Source organism: Pseudomonas sp. HMSC065H01, from assembly GCF_001815235.1.
GTDB classification, from domain to species: domain Bacteria; phylum Pseudomonadota; class Gammaproteobacteria; order Pseudomonadales; family Pseudomonadaceae; genus Pseudomonas; species Pseudomonas aeruginosa.
This window is the reverse complement of sequence record NZ_KV819933.1, coordinates 1-4,502: the sequence shown is the minus strand read 5'-3', so window position 1 is coordinate 4,502 and position 4,502 is coordinate 1. Positions and strand designations below refer to the sequence as shown.

4 protein-coding genes and 1 pseudogene are annotated in these 4,502 nt (G+C 59.4%); all 5 read right to left on the bottom strand.

All coding sequences use genetic code 11. The annotated features are described in order from the left end of the window. Positions 1-106: 106 nt before the first annotated feature. Positions 107-1,432: an STY4528 family pathogenicity island replication protein gene (locus HMPREF3014_RS34150; protein WP_023104006.1), complete on the bottom strand. Its 1,326-nt coding sequence runs from the start codon at positions 1,430-1,432 to the stop codon at positions 107-109. Continuing rightward, positions 1,429-2,196 (bottom strand): DUF2857 domain-containing protein, encoded by a 768-nt coding sequence (locus HMPREF3014_RS29100; protein ID WP_004352844.1) that lies wholly within the window; start codon positions 2,194-2,196, stop codon positions 1,429-1,431. Before HMPREF3014_RS29100 ends, HMPREF3014_RS34150 begins: the two co-directional genes overlap by 4 nt. Before the next feature lie 27 nt (positions 2,197-2,223). Further along, positions 2,224-3,960 carry a ParB family protein gene (locus HMPREF3014_RS29095; RefSeq protein WP_031632492.1) on the bottom strand — a complete coding sequence of 579 codons (1,737 nt, stop codon included), beginning with the start codon at positions 3,958-3,960 and terminating at the stop codon, positions 2,224-2,226. Beyond that, a complete protein-coding gene (locus HMPREF3014_RS29090; protein ID WP_023104004.1) occupies positions 3,957-4,226 on the bottom strand; it encodes an ICE element conjugation transcription factor TprA in 270 nt (89 codons plus the stop codon). The genes HMPREF3014_RS29095 and HMPREF3014_RS29090 overlap by 4 nt, the downstream gene beginning before the upstream one ends. Before the next feature lie 20 nt (positions 4,227-4,246). Next, positions 4,247-4,502 (bottom strand): annotated as a pseudogene (locus HMPREF3014_RS29085) (hypothetical protein); the annotation flags it as partial.

Genomic DNA, 4,502 nt, shown 5'->3' with positions numbered 1-4,502 from the left:
CCGCCGGCGCCGAGGTCGATCCTTGGCAGAGTATTTCGGGCCGAATCACCCAGCTCACCGCCGGCGGCGCCCCAAGGGAAAATCACCTTGCTCGACAGTGAGTATTTCATGGCTCATCACCCCGCTCGGATGGCACGCTCAATCCGTGCCTGGGCCGAATGAGGTCCTTGAGCCGGCTGAGGACCTCGCTCCCTGTCCGGGTGTCTCCCTTTGGCTGAATCTGAGGCTGTGTAGGTGTCGTGGGGCTTGATGGTGCCGGAGCACGACTGGGGCGTTCCGCTGCTGGGATGGTTCGTTCAGCCGCTTCTTCCGGAGCCCAAGAGGCGTTGAACTTGCCCTGGACTGCACGCTGGATGAGCGTCATGAGGTAGCCGAAGGGGTTACCGACAGTTCCTCCCGCACATCGGTGCCGCCACTGCTCGATGACCGGATGACGCAGCTCCTCGGACACCCGTCGGAGCGCGCTTACGGCTTGGATCCGTTGCTCGGCCTCCAGTCCGTTCAGGAGATCCTGCCAGTTCGGATGTGCGTCCTCGCGTGCTCGCGGTTGTACTGGCTTTTTACATACAGAATCTTGTTTGTATGTATACGTACTATATGAGTTCGGCATCCGAACCAAGGGTGTACTCGGCGGATTCTGTCTGGGTTCGGCATCCGAACTCAGCGGTAAAGCGCATTGCTTGCCGCTGATTTCACTGAGTTCGGCATCCGAACTCGGGGTTGAATGAGGTAGATCGGGCAGAGTTCGGATGCCGAACTCTGCCGCTGGATCCGCTTCGAGCTGACTATCAATAGCCCATTGCTGGTGGTTCAAGCGCCCCTCGAGCTTCTCCAGATGGGTTGGGAGCCGGCGACCAACGTCCGGGTCATCCCTGAACTCCCGCCATGTGATCTGGCCGATTTCGCGTATGGCTCGGTTGCTGTCGCCGGTGGACTGGCTCAGCAACTGCATGTAGTCGGGGTCCAGCTCCAGGGCTTCTGCCGGGGATACCGGTTCGTCGTGGAGGATGTAGACGTTGCCTTGTACTTGCCCGTTGAGGTCGTTGCGCAGGCGGCGGCCGAGACTGAGCCAGCGTGTCAACCGAAGGACCTTGAGTGCCTTGGCGATGGTTTCGCGCGAGGCGATCTTACCCGGCTGCATGCCGAGATAAGGGCGTAGTTGCTCGTATGTAGGGAACGCGGTCAGCCCGTCGTCGTTGATGAGCAAGCGGAACACTTGCCAGCAGTTTCTCTCCAGCGGGGTGAGTCGTTTATCCAGCAGCAGGCGCCGAGGAACGGTTTCATGCGGGTTGCCGCTGAAAATGATGCCGGAATATTGTTGAGCCAGCGGTTCGCCGCTTTCGGCAGCAAGCCGCTTCTTATACAAATGGGCCTCGAGATGTCCCGAGGCCGAATCCAGCAGTGTCGAGATGGGAAAGCGCGACAGCCTCATGGTGCTGTGTCGCCTTCCGACTGAACCAGGTTCAGTAGTTGTTGACGTTCTGTCTCAGCGTTCACCTGCGTTGTTGCGGATGGGGCAGAGTGGGGCAGGTGTGAGCTGACGCTAGCGAGGTAAAGAGTGGATTGGGACTTTTGCAGGCCCGCCTGGCTCTGGCTCGATTTGCCAGACGGATAGAGCCCGTCTTTCAGCCAGCTCTGGATGAGAGACCAAACAATGGCGAGGCTGATGAACTCTGGGCTGTCTTGTTCGATTCCGGCGTTGATTTCCTCGGTGAGGATCATCGCGATATCCAGCAACTCCATGCTGTCCTCAAGGCGGACCTGGTTTTCCTGCATCAGGTGCTCCCAGCGGAACCATATCTGGCGCTCGATCTGTTCATCGAGCTGCCGCCAGCGGCCCCGTCGGGGGTGTATCTCCATGATCAGCCGCTTGATCGCAGTGTCTTCCGGCGACAGACCGAAGAAGCTCTGAATCATCGTGGTGGTAGCCCCGAGTTTGAGAGCACGCTCAATTTGCAGCTCCTCTTGCTGAGAGCGCTCGGCTGTGGCCAGGATTTTCTCCATGACGTCGATGTTCACTCTGACGTCTACCCAGGAAACCGGGGTATTGGTCAGGATGCTCATGACGGCAGGCTGTTGGAGCTGAGCCAGGATCTCCGGCCGCAGCCCCATCTCGGCACAACGCCTGAGCTGGCCGTTGCGCAGGTGGTTGAGCACCTGCGTCAGGACCGCTTCATTGATCAACGACTTCGACATGTCGATCCCTCCCCAAATCGTGCGAAATCACTGGTCGGTAGCTGCTTGCTCGGAGGCGGCCGGCGGCAGCTCAAGGTCAACCAGGCGTCGGGCAAGACGAATGATCCGGAACAGTTTCACCAGGGCTTCGTCATTGAGACGTCCTGCCTGGCTGGATGGCTGATCGCCTGTGGTGGGTTGGCCCAGCAGCAACTGAGCGAGGCCAGCTGAGAATTGAAACTCGCCCAGGGCGTCGCGGCAGGTCTGCTGGTCGTGTGAGTTCAGGACGACTTGGACCTGGCCGCTGAGCGCTTGAAGCAGCGTCATGAGGTGCAGCGCTGAATCAGTAATCTCAGGGTCTTCATTGGGTTCGCGATACGTGTAACCCACACCGCCCTGAATCCTGACGATCTCTCCTGGGGCGCCGACATGCAGAGCGATCTCTTCAGCCAGATCAGCGATGTGCTGTCGCAGGATCTCGGGGGTATCGATCGACCGCTCGATGTACCAGAGATCGGTGATCGGGTGCAGGCCGCCGACTTGCACTGGGATTGCCTGCAGAGCTGTTTCCTCGAAGACAGGTAGATGTTCACCCTCGAGAGCGGCCAGCCGTTGGCGAGTCTGCTGGATCTTTGTGGATACCGGGCTCACGATATGACCTGCCAAGAGCTCAGCACGCTCCTCGTCGGTCAGTTGCTGCTGTTGTACAGGTAGTGGCGGAGCTGGCGGGGTAGAGGGATTACCCGGGAGGCTATTGGTCTTGGACGTTTGGAGGCCGGCAGCGGGGCTCTGTGATTGTGCTTGTCCAGTAGTCGACGCAGCAGGATTTTCCTGCCCTACGGCTGGGATTCCAGGTGGTGCGGCAGGTGCGGGCAGGTCGACCAGAGTGCCGCGGCGCTGCTCCTGCTGGCCGTTGGTGATCTCGAGCAGGATTTGATCATAGCGAAGGCCCAAGGGACGCTTCATCTGGTCGATGAGTTCGTCCTGGAATCGGTCGAATATGAATTCGTCAGGGCTACTGTCAAAGATTGCCAGCGTGTCCTGGAACAGCATTTCGAAGTCGATACCCTCGCCGGCATATAGACGTGTCCAGCAGGAGGATGCCGACTTTCTGAGTGACAGGAGTTTCTCGATTTGCGGTTTACCGAGCCCTGAATACAGCATCACAGGGATGGCTGGAAGCAGTATCTCAACGGCATCCAGCATCCTGCTGATGTGTGAGGGTGAAACAGGATAGCCGTCATCGGTGAGCTTCCGTGATAGCTCGCGGATGCCGACCGGTTCGCCCTTCTCCTCCTCATACCAGGCTTTCGCTTTCTGAATGCCCACGGCTCGCTCGATGAACTTGAGGTCACCCTTCAGATCGTTCTCAGCTAGGTGACCAGTCAGCGCGATGATTTCGCCGCGCTGCTTGTCCCAGGGCCTGAACAGGCAGTTGAAGCGGAAGTAACGCTCGTCGCCGGTCTCTTTGTAGAGCTCGTTGAGAATTTCCAGGCGAGTGTTGCCGCCGTTGCGAATGCGGTATTTGTCTTCCCCGGGGCGCCGGGTCACCGGTGGTGGCGTATCGAGGCCTCGGTGCCGGATCGACTCTTTGATCTCGTCGAATTTGGGGTTGCGAGTGGTCCGGGGGTTATCGTGCCAGGGGAGGACCTGGTCGAGCGTCAGGACCATGGGCGTGTCGCTGACCGGGTCCGACAGCTGCTCCAGAACCTTGGGCGGCGCAGTAAAACCAGGGGCAAGTAGCCGGTCTTTCAGATCTTGCGGGTTGATCTTGGCCATACTCATGCCTCCGCCACCTGACGCGTGTTCGCCGCCGCCAGCTCTGCCTGCAGGCGCTGGTTCTTGGCGAAGAGTTCGTCGACCATTCGGTTTGCTCGCGCGAGTTCTTCTTCGAGCGCGTTGCTGCGCTCCAGTCGGTAGACGATCTCGCTGTTGGCCGAGCGGTGGTTATGCGCGGCCTTTTGCTTGAGCTGATCGCGGAGCCCTTGCGGCATGCGTACAACAAACTTGTCTTCTGCGTGTTTGCGGCTGATCGAAGTAACGTTCTTCATGTTGTTCTCCTGCTGATCGCTCAGTAATGAGCGGCCATGGTCTGGAATGAGGGCGATGGAGACGCATTGCCGGCCTTGAAGAAGTCCAGTTGTGCCAGCCCCTCTAGCGCAGCGCTGTTTAGCCAGAGGCACTCGATTCGCTCTCTGGAGCCGTCTGCATAGGCGTGGCGGTCGACTCTGTGCCAGGTGCTGTAGAGCTCGTCGTACAGTGGGCAGGGGTATCCGGAAAGCACCACCATGCCGCCGAAGTCGCGATCGCCCTCCAGGTACTCACCG

Bases quoted from the DNA above. Each gene is read 5' to 3' on its own strand.
- HMPREF3014_RS34150 (WP_023104006.1), bottom strand. From the start codon at position 1,432: ATGAGGCTGTCGCGCTTTCCCATCTCGACACTGCTGGATTCGGCCTCG.
- HMPREF3014_RS29100 (WP_004352844.1), bottom strand. From the start codon at position 2,196: ATGTCGAAGTCGTTGATCAATGAAGCGGTCCTGACGCAGGTGCTCAAC.
- HMPREF3014_RS29095 (WP_031632492.1), bottom strand. From the start codon at position 3,960: ATGAGTATGGCCAAGATCAACCCGCAAGATCTGAAAGACCGGCTACTT.
- HMPREF3014_RS29090 (WP_023104004.1), bottom strand. From the start codon at position 4,226: ATGAAGAACGTTACTTCGATCAGCCGCAAACACGCAGAAGACAAGTTT.